The following is a 22246-nucleotide window of genomic DNA, read 5'->3' as shown; positions in this document are numbered from 1 at the left end:
CATCCGGGCAGGTGACGGCTTCCTCCGGGCGGCCGACCCCGGGGCCGGGTCAGCGTCCGGCGCCCGTCGTCACCGTGCGCTCCGCCGAGAAGCCGCCCCAGGTACCGTCCGGCAGCATCGCCCGGATCCGCACCCGGTGGGCGACCCCGGCCTCCCGGCCGGCGTAGAAGCGGTACGTCGCCCGGTCGCGCGGTGCGTCACCGCCGTGGACGAGCGAGGTGGCGACCCGGCCGTCCAGGTGCACCTCGTACTCGGTGACCACCCCGTCGACGCGCGGCGGCACCCAGTGGAGGACGATGTGGTACGCGCCGTCGGACCGCTCACTCGTGGCCCGGAAGCCGGTGGGAGCGCCGGTCCGGCCGTCCGCGCCGCCCGCGGTGGTGAGACGGACGGCGGCGCCGGCCGGGGAGAGGTTGTCGGCCGCGTCCCGGGCCCGGACCGTGAAGGAGTAGCGGGTGCCCGGCCGCAGCCCCGTCACCACGGCGGCCGTCTGGTTCCCGCCCACACTGTGGATCTTCGTTCCGCCCTGGTAGATGTTGTACGACACCACACCTCGGTCGTCCTTCGAGGCGGACCACGACAACTGGACCGCCCGGTTCCCGGCGGCCCGGCCGCGAAGCTCCGTCGGACGGGTGGGGGCGGTGTCGTCGGCCGTGGTCCCCCCGGGTGTCGTCGCCCGGACCTCCCGGCTGTGCGGCCCGAGCCGTCCGTCCGCATCCCGGGCCCGCACCGTGAACACATAGGTGGTCGCGGGCCGGAGCCTGGTGACGTCCACCATGTGCTCGGCACCGGGCACTTCTTTCACCTTTGTGGTGCCCCGATATATCTCGTACTGGCTCACCTCTGTGTCGGCGGCGACCGTGTTCCACATGACGTGCACGTTGGTGGCGCTGCCCGCCTCGGCCGTCACACCGGTCGGCGCTCCGGGCGGCCGTTCACCGGCACCGGGGTCGTCCGAGCCTCCCCAGCGGCAGGAGGTGAGCAGCAGGAGAACCCCGCCGAGCGCGAGAAGGCGACGCGGGGACACGGCTGGGGGAACGCCACGCACGACTCTGCCTCCCGGGGGTGACACACGGGACTGCCCGGACAATGGTCCGTACCAATATGGCCGGACTGACGCGATCACATCAAGAGGGTGGGGGTGGAGGAGTGTTCGCGCGCGTTACGTATGCTGAAGTCCGAACGGGCCGAACCACCCCTTGAGGCAAGGGAGTTCGGGTCCGTGGCGCGGACCGCTGTCGTCGCAGATCCCGCGCCGGCGCGGGTGGCCGGACGGCCCGGGTCGACCCGGACCCGGGCCCCGGCCCCTTGTCGTGGTCGCTGGTGTGATCGTGCTCCGTCCGGCCCTGTCGGGGCCGTCACGCCACCTGTGTCGGGACGAAATGGTGCAAAGTGCCCGTGAGTGTGCGTCCGTGTCCCCGACGAGAGGCCCCCCTTGACCGTGTCCCGTGTCCAGTCACTCACCCTGGCCATGGCCGGTGTCGCCCTGCTGGCTCCCTCGGCTCCCCCCGCCACCGCACCCCAGCCCCGCACCGAACCGGCCGCACGGCGCACGGCCCCGGCCCCCGCCGCCATGCCGGCCGAGGTACGCGCGGATCCGGCCATGCGGCGCACGGGTCCGGCCCCCGCCGCCACCGCGTCGGCCGAGGTACGCACGGATCCGGCCCCCGCCGTCACGCCGGCCGAGGCACACGCGGATCCGGCCATGCGGCGTACGGCCCCCGCCGTCACCGCGCCGGCCGAGGTACGTGTCGACGAACCACCCGCACGGCGCACGGCCCCCGTCTCCGCCGCCGACCTGCTGGCCAAGGTGCGCACCTGCGCCCCCGTCTCCCGAGGCCGCTACCGCGAGGACCAGGGTGCCAAGGCCACCGTCCCGGTGTGCGGCACACGCGACGCCGTGTTCTGGAAGGCCGACATGGACATCGACTGCGACGGCCGCCCCGGTCTCCGCTGCAACGCCCGCACCGACCCGTACTTCTCCTCCTCCACGGCCTTCGCCCAGTCCGACGGCCGTCCGCTGAGCTCCGAGGAGACCCCCTACGTGGTGGTGCCCGCGCCCAGCGCTGTGTGGAACCACCGGTCCCACGGCGTGCGCGGCGGATCGGTCGTGGCGGTGGTGTACCGCGACCGGGTGCGGTACGCGGTCGTCGGCGACACCGGCCCCGCCGACATCATCGGCGAGGCGTCCTACGCCATGGCCGAGTCGCTCGGCATCGACCCCGACCCGCGCAGCGGCGGCACACCCTCCGGCGTCACCTACATCGTGTTCAAGGACAGCCGGGTGACCCCCATCGAGGACCACCGGGCCGCGGTGACGGAAGGGGAACGGCTGGCGCGGCGGTTCGTGGACACGGACGACTGAACCGGCCGGGTGCCGCCGTCCTCCTCACACCTTCCGGTACGTGTACGCCTCCACGGCCGCCGCCTCCACCGCCGCCAGGTCCGCCCCCGTGGCGGCCGTGACCACCGCGGCCACCGCGCCCTCCACGAACGGCGCGTCCACCAGCCTGGTCCGTTCGGGGAGTTCGTCGCCCTCGGCGAGCAGCGCCTTCACGGTGAGCACCGCGCTGCCCAGGTCGGTCAGCACGGCCACCCCCGCCCCGCGGTCGACGGACGCGGCCGCCGCGGCGATCAGCTCGGCGCTCGTGCCCAGCCCGCCGCCCTCGGTGCCACCCGCCGGCGCCACGGGAACCACCCCGCCGGCACCTGCCAGACCCTGCGCCAGCTCCGCCACCGACGCGGCCACCGCCGCGCTGTGCGACACCAGCACGATCCCCACCGGCTTCCCGTCACTCACCGTCGGCCTCCACGAGCCCGGCGATCAGCAGGGCCGCCGACGTGGCCCCCGGATCCTGGTGCCCGATGCTGCGCTCACCCAGATAACTGGCCCTGCCCTTGCGCGCCCGCAGCGGAGTCGTCGCCACGGCACCCTCCTCGGCGGCGTCGCGCGCGGCGGCGAAGGAGTCACCGAGGGCGTCCACCGCGGGCACCAGTGCGTCGATCATCGTCTTGTCACCCGGCGCGGCACCACCGAGCTGCCGCACCGCGTCCACCCCGGCGCGCAGCGCCTCGGCCAGTTGCCGGCCGTCCACCTCGGCGGCGTCACCGAGCGCCTTGCCGGTGCGGCGCAGCAGCGTCCCGTACAGCGGACCGGACGCACCGCCCACCGTCGAGATGAGCAGCCGCCCGGCCTGGGTCAGCACCGCTCCGGGAGTGGCGGGCGGCTCCTTGTCCAGCGCGTCCTTCACCGCCCGGAACCCGCGCTGCAGGTTGCTGCCGTGATCGGCGTCCCCGATCGGCGAGTCGAGCGCGGTGAGCCGCTCCGCCTCGCGGTCCACGGACGTGGCGGTGGCCGTCATCCAACGGCGGAAGAAGTCGGCGTCGAGCACGGGAACTCCTTGTGTGGTCATGGCCCCAGCGTCCCTCACATGCCCCAGCGCAGTCCCGGAGTCCGCACCGGCGCGTCCCACAGCCGCAGCAGCTCCTCGTCGATCTGGCACAGGGTGACCGAGGCGCCCGCCATGTCGAGGGAGGTGACGTAGTTGCCGACCAGGACACGGGCCACGGGGACCCCGCGTTCGCCGAGCACCCGCTGCACCTCGGCGTTGAAGCCGTACAGCTCCAGCAGCGGGGTGGCGCCCATGCCGTTGACCAGGACCAGGACGGGGTTGCGCGGCGTGAGGTCCTCCAGGATCGCGTCGAGGGCCACCTCGGCGATCTCACCGGACGTCATCATCGGCCGCCGCTCCCGGCCCGGCTCGCCGTGGATGCCGATGCCCAACTCCAGCTCACCGCCGGGAAGATCGAAGGTGGGGCTGCCCTTGGCCGGCGTGGTGCAGGCGCTCAGTGCCACCCCGAAGCTGCGGGAGTTCTCGTTCACCTGCCGGGCGACGGCCTCCACCCGCTCCAGCGGCTGCCCCTCGTCGGCCGCCGCGCCCGCGATCTTCTCCACGAACAGGGTCGCGCCCGTGCCCCGCCGGCCGGCCGTGTACAGGCTGTCGGTCACCGCCACGTCATCGTCGACCAGCACCTTCGCGACCTGGATGCCCTCGTCCTCGGCCAGCTCGGCGGCCATGTCGAAGTTGAGCACGTCCCCGGTGTAGTTCTTCACGATGAACAGCACCCCGGCCCCGCTGTCCACGGCCGCCGCGGCCCGCACCATCTGGTCGGGCACCGGGGAGGTGAACACCTCGCCGGGACAGGCCGCCGACAGCATCCCCGGTCCCACGAACCCGCCGTGCAGCGGCTCGTGCCCGGATCCCCCGCCGGACACCAGGCCCACCTTCCCGGCCACGGGTGCGTCCTTGCGTACGATCACCCGGTTCTCCACGTCCACCGCCAGCTCGGGATGGGCCGCCGCCATCCCCCGCAAAGCGTCCGCGACCACGGTCTCCGGGACATTGATCAGCATCTTCATGGGTACCTCCTGGTGTGCTCAGCGGGTGGGTCGTCGGTCTGTATTTTTGCTGGTCGAAGCGGGCTGTGGCGGTACTGATGCTGACTTGACGCCGACTTCGGTGACATGGTGTCAGGCTCTCGCGGCGGATCGGCGGCATGCCGACCGGAGTCCTACGGAGGCAGTATCGGCCTTGCGGCTGCGAAGGTCACGCGAGCCGGCATCCCGAGCGAGCCGGTGAAGGCGAGAGTCCCGCCCCGCACACGTACGGGACACGGCGGGGACGCGGCCGCGGAGCTGACGCTCGCTACGCCGCAATTCCGCCCGCGCGGGCCGCGGGCGCGTTCCGGACGTCGGAGTCCTGGCCACGATGAAACGCCTGCGCAGACCGTCACCGGAGGACGGGTTCGACGAGGTGCGCGAGGTGCGGCTCGACGGCCGCGGCGGCTTCGAGGTGCACAGATGACCAGTGCGAGGCCACGGTCCGGAGGGACGCGAGGCCGCGGTCCGGAGAAAGGCGGCATCCGCGACGCCGACCGCACCACCCGCGCCTGCACCGGACAGAAGCGGAAAACGGACCTTGCGCTCGGAATCGCCGGGCTTCTCCGGAATCGGAGTGCCGCTGTCCGTCATGTGCGTTCTCCGTTTCCTCGAGTGGCGTCGGACGATCCGGTGCGTACGACCCGCTCCGCGTACCCGGCGGCCCGTCGGGCACTCGGAGCCACCACGGGCCGGCCGGCCGCGGCTCTCTCCGCGTCGAAGCCAGGGGCCGCCGGCCGTGGCCGGAAGCCGGAAGGAGGACCCCGACGCGTGTGAGCCGCCCCTTTTGTGGTACTTCACCAGGCATGGCCGGTATCGAACTCAGCAGCTCCGCGTTCAGTGATCACACCATGATCCCCCGCCGTCACGCCAAGGACGGTGACGACGTCTCCCCGCCGTTGACCTGGTCCGGAGTGCCCGACGAGGCGGTGGAACTCGCACTGCTGTGCGAGGACCCGGACGCCCCGTCGGGGACCTTCGTGCACTGGCTGGTCACGGGCATCGACCCGCACCGCGGTGGACTGAACACCGACGAGACGCACGCGGGCAGCCACCCGCACCGGAACGGCTACGGCGAACAGGGCTGGGGCGGACCCCGGCCGCCGGTGGGCGACGAAGCGCACCGCTACTTCTTCCGCCTCTACGCCCTCCCGGCCCCCGTGTCCGTACCGGACGACGCCACGGCCGACGACGTCCACGGTGTCCTGGACAAGCAGCAGATCGCCAGCGGCACCCTGGTCGGCCTGTACCGACGCTGACGCCGTCGTCCCGTCACCGGTACCGCGTGCGCCGTGACGGCGGCACCGGGGCGGAGCAGCCGCGGGCGTACGCCCGGTCGCGACGGGGCGGGGTCGGCGATGACGTGGGCGAACTCAGTCGCGACCGCGGGCGTGTCTGAAGCGTGCCAGCCCGTCGGAGAGGTCGATCAGCGGTTCGGGGTAGTCGAGGCGGGCGCGTCGGTCCTCCGGGAGCCGCCAGGGCTCGTGCACGAAACGGTCCTCCACGTCGTGCAGTTCGGGCACCCAGCGGCGCACGTAGGCTCCTCGCGGATCGAAGCGCCTGCCCTGGACGACCGGGTTGAGGACGCGGTGCGGGCGGGTGTCCGTGCCGGTGCCCGCGGCCCACTGCCAGTTGAGCTGGTTGTTGACGACGTCGCCGTCGACGAGGAGGCCGAGGAAGTGCCGGGCGCCGATCCGCCAGTCCACGTACAGCGTCTTGGTCAGGAAGCTCGCCGTCAGCAGGCGCGCCCGGTTGTGCATCCAGCCCTCGTGGCGCAGCTGGCGCATCGCCGCGTCGACGACCGGATAGCCGGTACGGCCCTCCCGCCAGGCGGCGATGTCCTCGGCGGCCTCCGCCTCGCCCCGCCACCGGTCGTGCCGGGTGCGGTAGTCGCGGGTGGACGCCTCGGGGCGTGCCGCCAGCACCTGGTGGTGGAAGTCCCGCCAGCACAGCTGCCGTACGAACGCCTCCGCGCCAAGGCCACCGTGCGCGCGGGCCCGCCGCACGAGCTCCGACGCGGACAGGGCACCGAAGTGCAGAAACGGCGACAGCCGTGACGTCGCGTCGCCGGCCAGGTCGTCGTGCCGTTCCTCGTACGCGGACATCCCTGACCGTACCCACCGGGAGAACCGCTCCCGGCCGGCCTTCTCCCCTCCCGCGGGAAGGCCCGGGGAGAGACCGGGGAGCGCGTCGCGGGACGGCAGCGGCTCGCCCCGCACCCCGTCCGGCACGCGCACGGTGCGCGGCGGAGGGCAGACCTCCCGCAGGGGTTCGGCGGACCAGCGGCGGAAGTAGGGGGTGAACACCGCGTAGTGGTCGGAGCCGGACGGCGTCACCCGCCCGGGCTCAACGGCGGTGATCACGGCGTCGTGCACATGGAGGGCCACACCACGGGCGTCGAGCCGGCCGCGCAGCCGCTCCTCCCTGCGGTGGCCGTAGCCGGTCACCGCCGCGGCCATGTGGACCTCCTTGGCACCGCACTCGGCCGCGACCGCGCCGACCTCCCGGGCGACCGGTCCGCTGCGCACGACCAGCCGGCCGCCGCGCCGGCGCAGCGAGGCGTCCAGATCCGCCAGGCAGTCGGCGAGGAAGGCGTTGCGGTTGGGGGCGTCGAAGCCCGCGGCGTGCACGCCGGGATCGAGGACGAACAGCGGGACCACCTCGTCGGCCGCCGCGAGCGCGGCGCGCAGCGGCGGATGGTCGTGCAGACGCAGATCCGAGGTGAACAGGACGACCGCGCAGGTCATGCAGGTACTCCCGGTGGGACGAGACGGTACTGAGGGAACCAGGGCCGGTGGGCCGGATCGGGACGCGGGGCGCCGGCAACGGCCCGCCGGCGCCGCGTCCGCGACGAGACGCGGACGCGACACCCGTACAACCCCCGTACGACACCGTCTACTTGCGGAATCCTTTGGCGGACCCGGCGCGCCCGGCGAGGCCGGCCCGCGCTGCCCGTCCGCCGTACGCGCGCATGTCCTTGGCGGCGGCCCGCGCGATGTTGCGGGCCATGCCGCCGAAGACGACGGCATGGAACGGCGAGACGCTCCACCAGTAGACGTGGCCCAGCAGTCCGCGTGGATGGAACAGGGCACGCTGGCGGTACCGTGTGCGGCCGTCGGCGTCCGTCTCGGCGTACATCTCCAGCCAGGCGAGTCCGGGCAGCCGCATCTCGGCACGCAGCCGCAGCAGACGGCCCGGCTCGATCTCCTCGACGCGCCAGAAGTCCAGCGAGTCACCGACCCGCAGGCGCTCGGCGTCCCGTCGTCCGCGGCGCAGGCCGACCCCGCCGACGAACCGGTCCAGCCAGCCCCGGACCGCCCAGGCGAGCGGGAAGGAGTACCAGCCGTTGTCGCCGCCGATGCCCTCGACGACCTTCCACAGCGATGCGCGGGACGCGTCGACGGGCAGCTGCCGTTCGTCCTGGTAGAGGCTGCCGCCGGCCCAGTCGGGGTCGGTGGGCAGCGGGTCGCTGGGGGCGCCGGGCACGGCCGCGGACGACCAGCGGGTGGCCACCTGGGCGTCCCGGACCTTGCGCAGCGCCAGGGCCAGCGCCTCGTCGAAGGGCAGCGGCCGGCCCGGAGGGTCGGGCACGTACCGGGCGATGTCGTGTTCCCGGCAGACGACCTCGTGGCGCAGCGACTCGGTCAGCGGCCGGGCGATGGCGGCGGGCACCGGGGTGACCAGGCCCACCCAGTGGCTCGAGAGCCCCGGGGTGAGGACCGGCACCCGGACGATGAGCCGTCGTCGCAGCCCGGCGACCGCGGCGTAACGGCGCATCATCTCCTCGTAGGTCAGTACGTCCGGCCCGCCGATGTCGAAGGCCCGGTCGACGTCGGACGGCATGGTGGCCGAGCCGACGAGGTAGCGCAGCACGTCGCGGATCCCGATCGGCTGGATCCGCGTCCGCACCCAGCTCGGGGTCACCATCACGGGCAGGCGCTCGGTCAGGTAGCGCAGCATCTCGAACGACGCCGACCCCGAACCGATGACGACCGCCGCCCGCAGTACCGTGGCGGGCACCGGGGCGTCAAGGAAGATCCGTCCCACCTCGGCCCTGGAGCGCAGGTGCGGGGAGAGGGAACGCTCGGGTACGCCCGCCGGGGTGAGTCCGCCGAGGTAGACGATCCGCCGTACTCCGGCGGCGTGTGCCCGCTCGGCGAAGATCCGGGCGGCGCGGCGGTCGGTGTCCTCGAAACCGGAGCCGGTTCCGAGGGCGTGCACCAGGTAGTAGGCGACGTCCACCCCGCGCATGGCCTCGGCGACGGAGGCGGCGTCCGTGACGTCACCGCGGACGGTCTCGGCGTCCTGGGCCCAGGGGTGGTCGCGGAGCTTGCCGGGGGAGCGGGCCAGGCACCGCACCCGGTGACCGGCCTGCAGCAGTTCGGGCACCAGACGTCCGCCGACGTATCCGGAGGCCCCGGTGACCAGGCAGCGCAGCCGCTCGCCGTTCCGCTGTCCGTCCATGTCCGCCACGAGTGCTCCTCTCAGGTGTGCGGTACGACTTCCCTCTTGTGTCCGATCATGAGTGCGGCGGCCATGGTGCGCATGGGCGTCCTCTGCCGAACGCGCCCGGCAGCGGGTCCCCGGCCCGCGTCGGCGCCGCTGCCGGGCCGCGCACCGCTCAGGTCACCGCCGCGGTCCCTGCGCCGACGGCTTCGGCTCCCCGGCGGGCGCGGTGTCCTCGCGTGCCAGGGCGCTGGGCCACCATGCGCGGGGGCCGATGTCGATCACGAGCGCGGGCACCAGCAGCGAGCGGACCACGAGCGTGTCGAGCAGTACGCCGAAGGCCACGATGAAGGCGATCTGTACGAGGAACGCCAGCGGGATGACCGTCAGGGCCGCGAACGTGGCGGCCAGCACCACACCCGCCGAGGTGATCACGCCGCCGGTCGAGGTCAGTCCGCGCAGCACACCCTGCCGCGAGCCGTGCGCGAGCGCCTCCTCGCGCACCCGGGACATCAGGAAGATGTTGTAGTCGACGCCGAGGGCCACCAGGAACACGAACCCGTAGAGCGGAACGGACGCGTCCGTCCCGCTGAACCCGAGGAGGTGCTCGAAGACGAGGGAGGAGACCCCCAGCGTCGCCAGGAAGTTGAGCGCGACGGTCGCCACCAGCAGCACCGGTACGAGCAGCGAGCGCAGCAGCAGCACGAGGATCAGCAGGATGATGCCTAGCACGACGGGGACGATCACCGTGCGGTCGTGCGCGGCGGTCTGCTGGGTGTCGTACTGCTGTGCCGTGTACCCGCCGACCAGGGCGTCGGCCCCGGGGACGGCGTGCACGCTGTCGCGCAGCCGTTCGACGGTCTCCTTGGCCGCGTCGCTGTCCGCCGCCGCGTCCAGCGTGGCGTCGATGCGGACCCGCCCGTCCACGACCTGCGGCTCACCGGTACCGGGCCGCCCGGAGGCGGAGACCGCGCCCGCCGACGCCACGCCCGCGGTGTCCTTCGCGGCGGCCGTCACCGCGTCGGCACGGCCGGCGTCGGCGATGATCACGGCCGGGTTGCCCGAGCCGCCGGGGAAGTGCTCGCCGAGCGTCTCCTGGGCGGCGACGGAGGGGGCGTCGTTCACGAAGATCTCGTCGAGCGGTACGCCCTTCGCGGACAGCGTGGGCGAGAAGGCCGCCAGGGCGGCGAGGACGAGCCCGGTCACGACCCAGGTGAGGCGTGGCCGCGCGTCCACCCGCGCGGCGACCCGGCGCCACACCGCGTGGCCTTCCGCGGACGCGTCCGACGCCTTCGGACGGGACGGCCAGTAGGCGGTACGGCCGAGCAGGGCCAGTACGGCCGGCAGGAAGGTGAGGGTGGTGAGCACGGCGCACACGATGCCGATGGCGCCGACCGGCCCGAGGGCGCGGTTGTTCGTGAGGTCACTGGCGAGCAGGGCCAGCAGCCCGAGCGCCACGGTGGCGGCGCTCGCGGTGATCGCGCCGAACGAGCGCCGCACCGCCGCCAGGGCGGCCGCGGCCCGGTCCCCGCGCACGGCGAGTTCCTCGCGGAAGCGCGCGGCCAGCAGCAGGGCGTAGTCGGTGGCGGCACCGATCACCAGGATGGACAGGATGCCCTGCACCTGTCCGTCGACGCGGACCACGTCCCGCTCCGCCAGCGCGTAGACGACGGCACAGGCCAGTCCCAGGGCGAAGACGGAACCGAGGATGATCAGGAACGGCAGCAGGACGCTGCGGTAGACGAGCAGGAGGATCACCAGCACGGCGGCGAGCGCCACGCCCAGCAGCAGTCCGTCGATGCCCGCGAACGCGTCCGACAGGTCGGCCTGGCTCGCGGCCGGGCCGGCGATCTGCGCCTCGGTGCCCGGCACCTTCCGCGCCGCCGCACGCACCTCGTCGAGGACCGTGGGCAACTCCTCGCCCAGCTCGGGCTCGAGCTGGACGACGGCCTGGAGGGCCTGACCGTCCTCGGAGGGCAGGGCCGGTGACGGCCGGCCGACGACCCCGGTGCTTCCGGCGAGCGCGCCGACGGAGTCGGTGGCGGCTGCCCGCTGCGCCTCGGTGACCCGGCCCCCGTCCGCCGTCCAGACCACGATGGCCGGCAGGGTCTCGGACTGGTCGAACGCCTCACGCTCCTCGAGGACCTTGGTGGACTCGGCGCTCTGCGGCAGGAAGGAGGCCTGGTCGTTGGTGGCCACCTCGCCCAGCTTGCCCGCGTACGGCCCGAGCGTTCCGCCCACGCCCAGCCAGACCAGCAGAAGAACGAGGGGCACGGTCCACCGGGCCCAGCGCGGTGTGGTTCTCATGAACATCCTCAACAGTGGGAAGAAGTGTGTCGATGAATAAGTATCTCAATGATTGAGTGATCCTATACTGGGGGCATGAGTGGCCCGGATACCCCTTCGACACCTCTTCAAGTGGACGACCCGACGGGGTTGCAGTCGTTCGCCGTGCTGTTGCGTCGGATGAACAACGAGTTCAACCGTGTCGCTCAGGAGTTCGCCCACGCGCACGGCCTGCACCTCACCGATGTGCAGGCCCTGATCGCGATCCTGGACGCCGATCCGGACGGTACGGGCGAGCCCATGACGCCCGGCCGGCTGCGCAGGCAGCTCAACCTCACGTCCGGCGCGGTCACCGCGTGCGTCGACCGGCTGGAGCGGGCGGGGCACATCCACCGGGTCAGGGCCGCCGACGACCGTCGCGTGGTCCACCTGCACTTCGCGGAGGCGGCCAGAGGGCTGGCCAGGGAGTACTTCCGGCCGCTCGCGCGGAGCACCGACACCGCGCGGGGCCGTTTCACGCCCGACGAGCTCACGGTCATCGTCCGGTTCCTCGCCGAGATGAACCGCGAACTCGTCCTGCTGCGCCGCGGCTGAGTGACATCGCGACGGGCGCGCCGTTCGTCCTGAGCGGCTTCACCCGCGTCGCTCCCCGCGAGCCGGGTCCGGCTCACGACGCGGCGACGCACGCCCCCTGTGCGCGCACTGTGCCGACCGACGGGGAAGTCCCGGCCCGCCACGCCGGACGGCGCCAGTGGCCGTACCGGCTGCGGCGAGCACCAGGGGTCGTGCCGCACGCCGTCATCCGGCGGGAGTACCGAGCAGCGGTCCGCCGTGCGGCGGCACGCCCGCTCGGGCATGCTCATCGCGAGGCATACCCCTGCATTCCGACCCGCCGGACGGAGGCGTCCTTGAAGACGACCCTGCGCATGGTCCTGGCCACCGCGCTGTCCACCGGTGCCCTGTCGGCCGCGGCACCGGTCACGGCCGCGTCGGCCGAGGCCGAACCCCCGCGGTATGTCGCGCTCGGCGATTCCTACGCGGCCGCACCGCTGGTGCCGCCGCCCGACCCGGCCGACCCGATGTGCCTGCGTTCCCTGGCCGGCTATCCGCACATCGCGGCCGAGGCCCTCGGCGCGCACCTCACCGACGTCACCTGTTCCGCCGCCGCCACCGACCACCTGAGCACGTCCCAGTACCCGGGCACCGCCCCCCAGTACGACGCGCTCACGCCCGCCGCCGACATCGTCAGCATCACCATCGGCGCCAACGACGCCGGCGTCTTCGGCGAAGCGCTGGACTGCGTCAACTTCCTGCCCCCGCCCTACGGCACCAGCTGCGCGGAGGAGAACACCGCGGGCGGCACCGACAGGATCAGGGCCCGCATCGACGCCTGGGCGCCGGTCTTCGGCACCGTCCTGGACGAGATCGCCCGGCGCGCGCCGGACGCCGAGGTCTTCGTCGTCGGTTACGGCAACTACCTCCGCACCGACGGCTGCCACCCCGCCCAGCCCTTCTGGAAGCAGGACGCCAACTACGTCCAGGGCGTGGTCGACCACCTCGGCGCCGTCCTGAGACGCACGGCCGAGGAGCACGGCGCCACCTTCGTCGACACCTACACCCTGGGGATCGGACACGACATCTGCGCCGCCCCCGCCGACCGCTACATCGAGGGCCTGGTCCCCACCCGCCCGGCCGCACCCCTGCACCCCAACGCCGCGGGGGCCCGGGCCATCGGAGACGCCCTGGCCACGGCCGTCCGCGGGACGGGCACCGCGCTCCCGGAAGCCTCGTAGCTCCCGCGACGTGAGCGGCGGAGGTGTCCGGAGCACGCGGTACGGGCCGAACCGCGCCGCCCGTGACGGCCGGGCCGTTCTCCGGGGGGAAGCGGGACCGTCGGCCCTCGTCTTCCGGACGAGCCCGGCTCAAGGTGGAAGGAGGCGGGAGCGCCGCACCGGACGAAGGGCGAAGGAGGGCCGGCGATGTATCCCGATGACGGTTTCCGTGAACTCGGGCGGCAGGAGTGCCTGCAGCTGATGGCCGGGGTGCCCGTCGGCCGTGTCGTCTTCACGCGCCGGGCCCTGCCCGCCGTGCTGCCCGTCAACTTCCGCCTGGACGACGACGGCGCGGTCCTGCTGCGTACCGCCGCCGGTTCGGAACTGGTCCGCGCGGTCGACGGAGCGGTGGTCGCCTTCGAGGCCGACGACGTGGACGCCGCCCGGCGGTCCGGCTGGAGCGTCGTCGTCACGGGCCCGGCCACGGTGGTGACCGACCCCGCCGAACACCGGCGCCTGGCCCGCACCGTGCCGGTCTCCTGGGTGCCCTCGGCACGGGAGGTCTTCGTCCGCGTCGAGGCCGAGCTGGTCACCGGGCGCGAACTCGTCGGCGGACGCTCCCTGTACGGGGTGAGCCTGGCGGTCGCGGACGGATGAGCGCCGACGGGGCCCGTAGCGGGGGCGGCCTGCCCCGCCGTCCGGGTGGGCGGGCCCCGTCCCCGTACCGGGCCGGATCCCACGCCCGCCGCTCGCGCGCACGTGTGCGCCGGGCATGCCGGTGAACCCGTTCGCCGGCCACCACCCGGCCCGCGGTGCGGCCCTCCTCGCCCCGCGGGCGCCGGCGCTGCCCGGTGACGGGGCAGCGCCCGGACGCGGCCGCCCTTCGTCGGCGCCGGTACCCCGACCGCTCCGACAGCCGCCGGCCCACGGCACCGGGGCCCCGGACGCCCCCGCCCACCGGCGGAGACGCCACCTCGCTCCCACCCGCGCGAGTGGGGCCGATCGGCCCTGGCCTCCCGGCCCGGGATTGCGCAGGATGTGAGGGCCGGGGGATTTCGGACGGCGTGGACGATCACACAGCGCGGAACAGGAGCAATCGATGGCGGACGGCGAGCAGCCCGGACCCGACAGCCCGATCCGGGTCTTCCTGCTGGACGACCACGAGGTGGTCCGGCGAGGGGTGCACGACCTGCTGAACGACGAACCGGACATCACCGTGGTCGGCGAGGCCGCCACCGCGGAGCAGGCCCTGGTCCGCGTTCCCGCCCTGCGCCCCCAGGTCGCGGTCCTGGACGTACGGCTGCCGGACGGGGACGGGGTGAGCGTGTGCCGCGAGCTGCGCTCGGCCATGCCCGACCTGGCCTGTCTGATGCTGACCTCGTTCGACGACGAGGAGGCCCTGCTCGACTCGATCATGGCCGGTGCCTCCGGATACGTGCTGAAGCAGATCCGCGGCTCCGACCTGGTGACCGCCGTACGCACGGTGGCCCGCGGCCAGTCGCTGCTCGACCCGAGCGCCACCACCCGGCTGATGGCCCGGCTGCGCGGCGGACAGCAGAAGGAGGAGGAGCAGCCGGACGCGCTGCCCGGGCTGACCGAGCGGGAGCGCGAGATCCTGGCCCTGATCGGTGAGGGACTGACCAACCGCCAGATCGGCCAGCGGCTGTACCTGGCCGAGAAGACGGTCAAGAACCACATCTCCCGGCTGCTGGCCAAGCTCGGTGTGGAGCGCCGCATCCAGGCCGCCGTCATCGCCACCCAGGTCCAGGACCGGCTGCGGCAGGAGGGCCGCTGACGGCACGCGGCGGGCCGCGCCGGCCGTCCGCCGCGGCTCACCGCCCGGCCGTCGCTCCCCCGATCCCGCGTCCGGTGACCATCTCGGCCCCGATGCGCACGAACACCGTCTCCCGCAGCGGCGTCCACGAGGCCGGACCGGTCCGTACGAGCCGTTCGTGCCCGGCCGGACCGGTCACCACGGCGGCCCGTCCGGTGACGACCACGCTCCGGCCGGAGCGGTTCTCCGCGTGGAACTCGTCCGCCTCGAAGGCGACCACGGTGCCGTCGACGGCGCGTACGGGGTCCGAGCCCGGGGAGGTGGCCAGGAGCACGGAGGCGTCCGTGTCCAGGGAGAAGTTGACGGGCAGGACCGCGGGCAGGGCCTGCCCGGTGCGGATCACACGGCCGAGCGGCACCCCGGCCGGCAGGCGGAGGCACTTCTGCCGGCCGAGCGCGCGGAAGGCATCGTTCTGGGGCATCCCTCCGTCGCGCCCGCGAGCCCGGTGAGCCGGTGGGGCCGACCGGCCCCGCCATCCGACCGGCCCCTTTCCACGTTCATGGTGTGGCTGTTGACCTTCCCGGGGGCACGGGTCGTACAGTCGTGTGCGGTGTAACCGATCACGATTCGAACGGGCAGTGCTGCCCGGAGCGGAGTGGCACGGTGAGCACGGAGACCGGCACGGCGAGGGCCCGGGCGGGCATGGACGGCGAGCTGGCGGAGGCGCTGGTGCGCAGCCGCCGCTACTTCTCCAGAGCCGAGGTCTCCGGGGATCTGCGTTCGCTGCACCGCAAGGGCGGCCGCCAGGCGGACGAGTTCTACCGGGACCGCTGGTCGCACGACAAGGTGGTGCGTTCCACCCACGGCGTGAACTGCACCGGTTCCTGCTCGTGGAAGGTGTACGTCAAGGACGGCATCATCACCTGGGAGGCCCAGCAGACGGACTACCCGTCCGTCGGCCCGGACAGCCCCGAGTACGAGCCGCGCGGCTGTCCCCGGGGAGCGGCCTTCTCCTGGTACACGTACTCGCCCACCCGTGTGCGCTACCCCTATGTGCGCGGTGTGCTGCTGGGGATGTACCGCGAGGCCAAGGCCCGGCTGGGCGATCCGGTGGCGGCCTGGGCGGACATCGTCGACGACCCCGAGCGCTCCCGCCGCTACAAGCGGGCCCGCGGCAAGGGCGGCCTGGTGCGGGCGACCTGGGCCGAGGCGGCGGAGATGGCCGCCGCCGCGCATGTCCACACCATCAAGGAGTACGGCCCGGACCGGCTGGCCGGGTTCTCCCCGATCCCCGCCATGTCGATGGTCTCCCACGCCGCCGGGGCCCGCTTCTACTCCCTGCTCGGCGGGGTGATGCTCTCCTTCTACGACTGGTACGCCGACCTGCCCGTCGCTTCCCCGCAGGTGTTCGGCGACCAGACCGACGTACCGGAGTCCGGGGACTGGTGGGACGCCGGGTACCTGATCATGTGGGGCTCCAACCTGCCGGTGACCCGCACCCCGGACGCCCACTGGATGGCCGAGGCCCGCTACCGGGGCCAGAAGGTCGTCGCCGTGTCGCCGGACTACGCGGACAACGTGAAGTTCGCCGACGAGTGGCTGCCCGCGCAGCCCGGCACGGACGGCGCGCTGGCGATGGCCATGGGGCACGTGGTCCTCAAGGAGTTCTTCGCCGACCGGGAGACGCCGTACTTCACCGACTACGTCAAGCGGTACACGGACCTGCCGTTCCTGGTGACCCTGGACGAGGCGACCGGGGACGGGGCGGAGCCGGGCACGTACACGCCGGGCAAGTTCCTGACCGCCGCGGACCTCGGCGGCGCGCACGCCCGGGCCGAGCACGCGGAGTTCCGGACGGTCCTGCTGGACGAGGCCACGGGTGCGCCGGTGGTGCCGAACGGAACCCTCGGCGACCGCTTCGGCGAGTCCGGCGCCGGGAAGTGGAACCTCGACCTCGGTGACACCCGGCCCCTGCTGTCCGCCGAGAGCGGCGGCGAGGCGCCGGTCGCCGTCGAACTGCCCCGCTTCGACGCCCCCGACGGCGGCGCCGCACGCCTGAGGCGCGGGGTCCCCGTGCGCAGGGTCGCCGGGCGGCTGGTCACCACGGTGTACGACCTGCTGCTGGCCCAGTACGGCGTGGCCCGCGAGGGGCTCCCCGGGAGCTGGCCCGCCGGCTACGACGACGCGAGCGAGCCGTACACCCCGGCCTGGCAGGCGGCGATCACCGGCGTGGACGCGGGCAGGGCGGCGCGGATCGCCCGTGAGTTCGCCGCCAACGCGGAGGAGTCCCGCGGCCGTTCGATGATCGTCATGGGGGCGGGCACCAACCACTGGTTCCACTCCGACACCATCTACCGGGCGTTCCTGACCCTGACCACCCTCACCGGCTGCCAGGGCGTCAACGGCGGCGGCTGGGCGCACTACGTCGGCCAGGAGAAGGTCCGCCCGATCACCGGCTACTCGACGATCGCGACGGCCTCCGACTGGAACCGTCCCGCCCGGCAGATGATCCAGACCGCCTACTGGTACCTGCACGGAGACCAGTTCCGCTACGACCCGTTCTCCGCCGACACCCTGGCCGCGGCGGGCGGCGAAGGCCCCTTCGCGGGGAGGACCACGGCGGACGTGATCGCGCAGTCGGCGCGGCTCGGCTGGATGCCGTCGTACCCGACCTTCGACCGCAACCCGCTGGACCTGGCCGACGAGGCCGACGCCGCGGGACGCCCGGCCGGCGACCACGTGGTGGAGGAACTCAAGGCCGGGCGGCTGAAGTTCGCCGGCGAGGACCCGGACGCGCCCGAGAACTTCCCCCGGGTGCTCACCGTGTGGCGGGCCAACCTGCTGGGCTCCTCGGCCAAGGGCAACGAGTACTTCCTCAAGCACCTGCTCGGCACCGACCACGCGGTGCGGGCGGCCGAGGCGCCGCCCGGCGCCCGTCCCCGGGACGTGGTGTGGCGCCAGGAGGCCCCCGAGGGCAAGCTCGACCTGCTGCTCACCCTCGACTTCCGCATGACCAGCACCACCGTCTACTCCGACATCGTGCTGCCCGCCGCGACCTGGTACGAGAAGTACGACCTGTCCAGCACGGACATGCACCCCTTCGTGCACGCCTTCAACCCGGCGATCGCCCCGCCCTGGCAGACCCGTACCGACTTCGACATCTTCCACACCCTCGCCGAGGAGTTCAGCCGTCAGGCCGCCGACCACCTCGGCGTGCGCAAGGACCTGGTCGCCGCGCCGCTGCTGCACGACACCCCCGACGCGCTGGCCACCCCGCACGGCAGGGTGCGGGACTGGAAGGCGGGGGAGTGCGAACCGGTTCCGGGCCGCACGATGCCGAAGCTGATCACCGTCGAACGCGACTACGCGGCGGTCGCCGACAAGATGGGCGCCCTCGGCCCCCTGCTGGACTCCCTGGGCGCCACCACCAAGGGCATCACCTTCAAGGTGGACAGCGAACTCGACTACCTGAGGCACAAGAACGGCACCGTGCGCGGGGGAGCGGCCGACGGCCGCCCGTCGATCGCCCGTGACGCGCACGCCTGCGAGGCGATCCTCGCCCTGTCCGGCACCACCAACGGCCATCTCGCCACCCAGGGCTTCCACGCCCTGGAGGCCCGCACCGGCACCCGGCTCGCCGACCTGGCGGCCGAGCACGAGGGCAAGCGGATCACCTTCGCCGACACCCAGGCCGCCCCGGTCCCGGTCATCACCTCGCCCGAGTGGTCCGGCTCCGAGACCGGCGGGCGGCGCTACTCCCCGTTCACCGTCAACGTCGAGCGGCTCAAGCCCTGGCACACCCTCACCGGCCGCCAGCACTTCTACCTCGACCACGACTGGATGGCCGCCCTCGGCGAACAACTCCCGGTGTACCGGCCGCCGTTGAACATGCACGCGCTCTTCGGCGAGCCCCGCCTCGGCGAGAGGGGCGAACTAGGCGTGACCGTGCGCTACCTGACCCCGCACAACAAGTGGTCCATCCACTCCGAGTACCAGGACAACCTCTTCATGCTGTCCCTGTCCCGGGGCGGCCCGTCCATCTGGATGAGCACCCAGGACGCGGCGAGGATCGGCGTACGGGACAACGACTGGATCGAGGCCGTCAACCGCAACGGCGTCGTCGCCGCCCGCGCGGTCGTCTCGCACCGGATGCCCGAGGGCACCGTGTACATGTACCACGCCCAGGACCGGCTCATCGACGTCCCCCGCACCGAGACCACGGGCCGGCGCGGCGGCATCCACAACTCCCTGACCCGCCTGCTGATCAAACCCAGCCATCTCATCGGCGGCTACGCGCAGTTGAGCTACGCCTTCAACTACCTCGGCCCGACCGGCAACCAGCGCGACGAGGTGACCGTCATCCGCCGCCGCGCGAACCAGGAGGTGGAGTACTGATGCGCGTCATGGCCCAGACGGCGATGGTGATGAACCTCGACAAGTGCATCGGCTGCCACACCTGTTCGGTCACCTGCAAGCAGGCGTGGACCAACCGCACCGGCGTCGAGTACGTGTGGTTCAACAACGTGGAGACCCGCCCCGGCCAGGGCTACCCCCGCCGCTACGAGGACCAGGAGCGGTGGCGCGGCGGCTGGGAGCTCAACAGGAAGGGCCGGCTCGCGCTCAAGGCCGGCGGCCGCTTCAAGAAGCTGATCACCATCTTCGCCAACCCCGTCCTGCCCTCCCTGGACGACTACTACGAGCCCTGGACGTACGACTACGAGACCCTGACCAACGCCCCGCTGCAGGAGCACACCCCGGTCGCCCGCCCCAAGTCCCTGATCACCGGCAAGGACATGAAGATCTCCTGGTCGGCCAACTGGGACGACGACCTCGGCGGATCGGCGGCGACCGGAGAGAAGGACGTCCTCCTCGACGAGGTCTCGGAGAAGATCAGGCTCGAGTTCGAGCAGACCTTCATGTTCTACCTGCCGCGCATCTGCGAGCACTGCCTCAACCCGTCCTGCGCGGCCTCCTGCCCCTCCGGCGCGATCTACAAGCGGGAGGAGGACGGCATCGTCCTGGTCGACCAGGACAAGTGCCGCGGCTGGCGGATGTGCGTGACCGGATGCCCGTACAAGAAGGTGTACTTCAACCACCGCACCGGCAAGGCCGAGAAGTGCACCTTCTGCTTCCCGCGCGTCGAGGTCGGCCTGCCCACCGTCTGCTCCGAGACCTGCGTCGGCCGGCTGCGCTACATCGGGCTCGTCCTCTACGACGCCGACAAGGTGCTGGAAGCCGCCTCCACCCCCGACGACACCGGCCTGTACGAGGCCCAGCGGCAGGTCTTCCTCGACCCCGACGACCCCGAGGTGATCGCCGCGGCGGAGCGCGCGGACATCCCCCGCGACTGGATCGAGGCCGCCCGGCGTTCGCCGGTCCACGCCCTGATCAATAAATACAAGGTGGCGCTGCCGCTGCACCCGGAGTACCGCACCATGCCCATGGTCTGGTACATCCCGCCGCTCTCCCCGGTCGTCGACGCCGTACGGGACACCGGCCGGGACGCCGAGGACCACCGCAACCTGTTCGCCGCCGTCGACGCCCTGCGCATCCCCGTCGACTACCTCGCCCAGCTCTTCACCGCCGGCGACCCGGCACCCGTGGACGCGGTGCTGCGCCGCCTCGCCGCCATGCGCGCCTACATGCGCGACATCAACCTCGGCCGCGAGCCGGACGCCTCCGTCCCCGAGGCCGTCGGCATGGGCGAGGAGCAGATGTACGACATGTACCGGCTGCTGGCCCTGGCCAAGTACGACGAGCGGTACGTCATCCCGCCCGCCCACGCCGAACAGGCCCACAGCCTCGAGGAACTGGCCACCGAGTGCAGCCTCGACTACGAGGGCGGCCCCGGCATGGGAGGCTCAGGACCCTTCGGCGAGGCGTCCGGCGGCGCCGCGCCCATCGCGGTCGAGAACTACCGTGCCCTGCGCGACCGGCAGCTCTCCGACACCCACGCCGCCCCCGCGGACAAGGCCGGCCGCGTCAACCTCCTGAACTGGGACGGCAAGAGCAGCCCGCCGGGGCTCTTCCCGCCGAACCGGGCCGAGCGGGGCGACAGCCCGGACAGCGGCGGGGAGGTCGAACCCAGGCCATGAGGAACCGGCTCAAGCTCAAGCCCGCCCAACGCGTCCGGTCGTGGCACCCGTACGCCTGGCAGCTCCAGTCCCTGCTCCTCGGCTACCCCGACGAACAGCGGGCCGGCCACCTCACCCTGGCCCGGCGGGCCGCCCCCGAACTGCCCGTCCCGGTGCGCGACCCCCTGCTCCGCTTCACCGAGCACGCCGAGAACACCGGCACCGAGGCACTGGCCACCGCCTACGTCGCCACCTTCGACCACCGCAGACGCTGCTGCCCGTACCTCACGTACTACGCCCACGGCGACACCCGCAAACGGGGCCTCGCCCTGGTCCGGCTGAAGCAGACCTACGCCAAGGGCGGCCTGCGGCTGACCGACGACGAACTGCCCGACCACCTCGCCGTCGTCCTGGAGTTCGCCGCCACCGACCCGGCGGCCGGACTGAGACTGCTCACCGAACACCGGGCCGGCCTGGAACTGCTCCGCCTCGCCCTGCGCGAGGAGGACTCCCCGTGGGCCGTCCTGCTGGACTCCGTCTCCGCGACGCTGCCCGCGCTCGCCGGTGACGAACGCGAGGCGGTCGCCCGGCTCGCCGCCGAGGGCCCGCCCGAGGAACAGGTCGGCCTCGACCCCTACGCGCCGCCCCGGTACACGCCCGCCCCACCGGCAGGAGGCCCCCGATGACCGCACCCGAGCGAGCCGTCACCCTGGCCGTGGAGTCCGGCACCGGCGGCATCCTGCTGTGGGTCGTCCTGCCGTACGTCAGCCTCGCGGTCTTCGTCCTCGGCCACATCTGGCGCTACCGCTACGACAAGTTCGGCTGGACCACCCGCTCCTCCCAGCTCTACGAACGGCGCCTGCTGCGCATCGGCAGCCCGCTGTTCCACTTCGGCATCCTCGTCGTGGCGCTGGGCCACATCGGCGGTCTGGTCGTCCCCGAGAGCTGGACCGACGCGGTCGGCGTCAGCGAGCACGCCTACCACGTCCTCGCGGTGGTCCTCGGCACCGTCGCCGGGGTCTGCACCCTGGGCGGGCTGGCCATCCTGGTCTACCGGCGGCGCACCGTCGGCCCGGTCTTCTCCGCCACCACCGTCAACGACAAGGCGATGTACCTCTCCCTGACGGTGACCATCGGACTGGGCCTGGCCGCGACCGTGGCGGCGAACATCGTCGGCGGCGGCTACGACTACCGCGAGACCATCTCGCCCTGGTTCCGCTCGATCTTCTACTTCCAGCCCGACCCGGACCTGATGACCGGCACCCCGGTCCTCTTCCAGCTGCACGCCGTCAGCGCCCTGCTGCTCTTCGCCGCCTGGCCCTTCACCCGGCTCGTCCACATGCTCACGGCCCCGCTGGGCTACCTCACCCGTCCCTACATCGTCTACCGCAGCCGCGACGTCCGGCTGGGCGCCCGCGCACCCCACCGGGGCTGGGAACGCACGGGCTGACCGGGC

The 22246-nt window shown here is 72.9% G+C and carries 18 protein-coding genes; 10 read left to right on the top strand and 8 right to left on the bottom strand.

The genetic code is table 11. From position 1 onward, the window contains the following. Positions 1–49: 49 nt before the first annotated feature. Positions 50–1048, bottom strand: coding sequence for a fibronectin type III domain-containing protein (locus ACFV5H_RS14495; protein ID WP_385194863.1), 999 nt, complete (start codon positions 1046–1048; stop codon positions 50–52). Between the two features lie 393 nt (positions 1049–1441). On the opposite strand from ACFV5H_RS14495, the gene ACFV5H_RS14490 reads away from it, so the two are divergent. Beyond that, positions 1442–2365, top strand: coding sequence for a glycoside hydrolase family 75 protein (locus ACFV5H_RS14490; RefSeq protein WP_385194907.1), 924 nt, complete (start codon positions 1442–1444; stop codon positions 2363–2365). Between the two features lie 24 nt (positions 2366–2389). Here the strand turns inward: ACFV5H_RS14490 and ACFV5H_RS14485 are convergent, their stop codons facing one another. The 3 genes from ACFV5H_RS14485 to dhaK are packed head-to-tail and all read right to left on the bottom strand — an operon-like array spanning position 2390 to position 4420. Then, entirely contained in the window at positions 2390–2800 is a 411-nt protein-coding gene (locus ACFV5H_RS14485; RefSeq protein ID WP_385048787.1) for a PTS fructose transporter subunit IIA, read from the bottom strand. Continuing rightward, positions 2793–3392 (bottom strand): dihydroxyacetone kinase subunit DhaL, encoded by a 600-nt coding sequence (gene dhaL / locus ACFV5H_RS14480; protein ID WP_385048904.1) that lies wholly within the window; start codon positions 3390–3392, stop codon positions 2793–2795. Before dhaL ends, ACFV5H_RS14485 begins: the two co-directional genes overlap by 8 nt. 35 nt (positions 3393–3427) lie before the next feature. Further along, positions 3428–4420, bottom strand: a complete 993-nt coding sequence (gene dhaK, locus ACFV5H_RS14475; protein ID WP_385048783.1) for a dihydroxyacetone kinase subunit DhaK — start codon at positions 4418–4420, stop codon at positions 3428–3430. A gap of 824 nt (positions 4421–5244) precedes the next feature. Here dhaK and ACFV5H_RS14470 point away from each other — a divergent pair. Then, the gene (locus tag ACFV5H_RS14470) at positions 5245–5697 is read left to right on the top strand and encodes a YbhB/YbcL family Raf kinase inhibitor-like protein (protein WP_385194861.1); all 453 of its coding nucleotides are present in this window, start codon (positions 5245–5247) and stop codon (positions 5695–5697) included. Between the two features lie 114 nt (positions 5698–5811). On the opposite strand, the gene ACFV5H_RS14465 is transcribed toward ACFV5H_RS14470, so the two are convergent. The 3 genes from ACFV5H_RS14465 to ACFV5H_RS14455 form a co-directional block, all read right to left on the bottom strand. Beyond that, complete coding sequence (locus ACFV5H_RS14465) at positions 5812–7185, bottom strand: cryptochrome/photolyase family protein (RefSeq protein ID WP_385194858.1); 1374 nt, start codon at positions 7183–7185, stop codon at positions 5812–5814. A gap of 148 nt (positions 7186–7333) precedes the next feature. Beyond that, positions 7334–8902, bottom strand: a complete 1569-nt coding sequence (locus ACFV5H_RS14460) for an SDR family oxidoreductase (protein WP_385048901.1) — start codon at positions 8900–8902, stop codon at positions 7334–7336. A 162-nt stretch (positions 8903–9064) separates the two neighbouring features. Then, positions 9065–11191, bottom strand: a complete 2127-nt coding sequence (locus ACFV5H_RS14455) for an MMPL family transporter (RefSeq protein ID WP_385194856.1) — start codon at positions 11189–11191, stop codon at positions 9065–9067. 75 nt (positions 11192–11266) lie between these two features. Between ACFV5H_RS14455 and ACFV5H_RS14450 the strand changes: the two genes are divergently transcribed. The 4 genes from ACFV5H_RS14450 to ACFV5H_RS14435 all read left to right on the top strand — a co-directional run bounded on the left by ACFV5H_RS14450 (position 11267) and on the right by ACFV5H_RS14435 (position 14737). Continuing rightward, positions 11267–11764, top strand: coding sequence for a MarR family winged helix-turn-helix transcriptional regulator (locus ACFV5H_RS14450; protein ID WP_385048773.1), 498 nt, complete (start codon positions 11267–11269; stop codon positions 11762–11764). Between the two features lie 314 nt (positions 11765–12078). After that, positions 12079–12963, top strand: a complete 885-nt coding sequence (locus ACFV5H_RS14445; RefSeq protein ID WP_385048770.1) for an SGNH/GDSL hydrolase family protein — start codon at positions 12079–12081, stop codon at positions 12961–12963. A gap of 186 nt (positions 12964–13149) precedes the next feature. Beyond that, positions 13150–13599: a pyridoxamine 5'-phosphate oxidase family protein gene (locus tag ACFV5H_RS14440; RefSeq protein ID WP_385048768.1), complete on the top strand. Its 450-nt coding sequence runs from the start codon at positions 13150–13152 to the stop codon at positions 13597–13599. Positions 13600–14041: 442 nt separating this feature from the next. Beyond that, positions 14042–14737, top strand: a complete 696-nt coding sequence (locus tag ACFV5H_RS14435) for a response regulator transcription factor (protein ID WP_073937379.1) — start codon at positions 14042–14044, stop codon at positions 14735–14737. A gap of 37 nt (positions 14738–14774) precedes the next feature. Here the strand turns inward: ACFV5H_RS14435 and ACFV5H_RS14430 are convergent, their stop codons facing one another. Beyond that, a complete protein-coding gene (locus ACFV5H_RS14430) occupies positions 14775–15197 on the bottom strand; it encodes a pyridoxamine 5'-phosphate oxidase family protein (protein ID WP_385194854.1) in 423 nt (140 codons plus the stop codon). A gap of 221 nt (positions 15198–15418) precedes the next feature. On the opposite strand from ACFV5H_RS14430, the gene ACFV5H_RS14425 reads away from it, so the two are divergent. Genes ACFV5H_RS14425 through narI form a run of 4 tightly spaced genes read left to right on the top strand, consistent with a single transcriptional unit; the run spans position 15419 to position 22240 of the window. Beyond that, positions 15419–19111, top strand: coding sequence for a nitrate reductase subunit alpha (locus ACFV5H_RS14425; RefSeq protein ID WP_385194905.1), 3693 nt, complete (start codon positions 15419–15421; stop codon positions 19109–19111). Next, on the top strand, positions 19111–20811 hold the full coding sequence (gene narH, locus ACFV5H_RS14420; RefSeq protein ID WP_385048762.1) for a nitrate reductase subunit beta: 1701 nt from the start codon (positions 19111–19113) through the stop codon (positions 20809–20811). Before ACFV5H_RS14425 ends, narH begins: the two co-directional genes overlap by 1 nt. Next, entirely contained in the window at positions 20808–21476 is a 669-nt protein-coding gene (narJ, locus tag ACFV5H_RS14415; RefSeq protein ID WP_385194852.1) for a nitrate reductase molybdenum cofactor assembly chaperone, read from the top strand. The genes narH and narJ overlap by 4 nt, the downstream gene beginning before the upstream one ends. Then, positions 21473–22240 carry a respiratory nitrate reductase subunit gamma gene (narI, locus tag ACFV5H_RS14410; RefSeq protein ID WP_385194849.1) on the top strand — a complete coding sequence of 256 codons (768 nt, stop codon included), beginning with the start codon at positions 21473–21475 and terminating at the stop codon, positions 22238–22240. The genes narJ and narI overlap by 4 nt, the downstream gene beginning before the upstream one ends. The last annotated feature ends 6 nt before the right edge of the window (positions 22241–22246 follow it).

Source organism: Streptomyces sp. NPDC059787 (assembly GCF_042732315.1).
GTDB lineage: Bacteria > Actinomycetota > Actinomycetes > Streptomycetales > Streptomycetaceae > Streptomyces > Streptomyces atrovirens.
The sequence above is the reverse complement of the archived record's forward strand: the minus strand, read 5'-3'. Positions and strand labels throughout refer to the sequence as shown.